Source organism: Pseudovibrio sp. WM33, from assembly GCF_001623165.1.
Classification (GTDB): domain Bacteria; phylum Pseudomonadota; class Alphaproteobacteria; order Rhizobiales; family Stappiaceae; genus Pseudovibrio.
Genome location: NZ_LMCK01000114.1, coordinates 1 through 333, shown reverse-complemented (window position 1 = coordinate 333; position 333 = coordinate 1). Strand labels below are relative to the sequence as shown.

2 protein-coding genes are annotated in these 333 nt (G+C 56.2%); both read right to left on the bottom strand.

Translation table 11 applies throughout. The annotated features are described in order from the left end of the window. On the bottom strand, positions 1–151 hold a 151-nt coding region (locus tag PsWM33_RS28715), incomplete at its 3' end, for a contractile injection system protein, VgrG/Pvc8 family (protein WP_275078569.1). After that, positions 84–275 carry a hypothetical protein gene (locus tag PsWM33_RS26940; protein WP_275078568.1) on the bottom strand — a complete coding sequence of 64 codons (192 nt, stop codon included), beginning with the start codon at positions 273–275 and terminating at the stop codon, positions 84–86. The genes PsWM33_RS26940 and PsWM33_RS28715, both read right to left, overlap by 68 nt. Positions 276–333: the final 58 nt, after the last annotated feature.

Genomic DNA, 333 nt, shown 5'->3' with positions numbered 1-333 from the left:
TGCCTTCTTCTGCCGTGATGCGATCTAAAAAGCTTAAGTGGCTTTCCCGGTACTGCACGCAGTATTCGCGGGCTTCATGAGGCTCAGTCAGATCCCACTTCACATCCTCTACGCCGTGCTCCTTGAGCAGGATTTTGACGATCTCGGGCACGCTTTTTTTTCTGAAAGATCCGGCAGTCAGAGCCATGGGCGAGCCGGTGCAAACTGGGCAGCAGCGTGAGTGAGTAACTGGTGCGGTGATGGCCTTCATTGCCACGGGCAATCTCGGCGATCACTCCGGAGAGATGGCGCAGGCCCTCGTATTTGTGGTGAATGGTCAACGTGGCGGGCGTA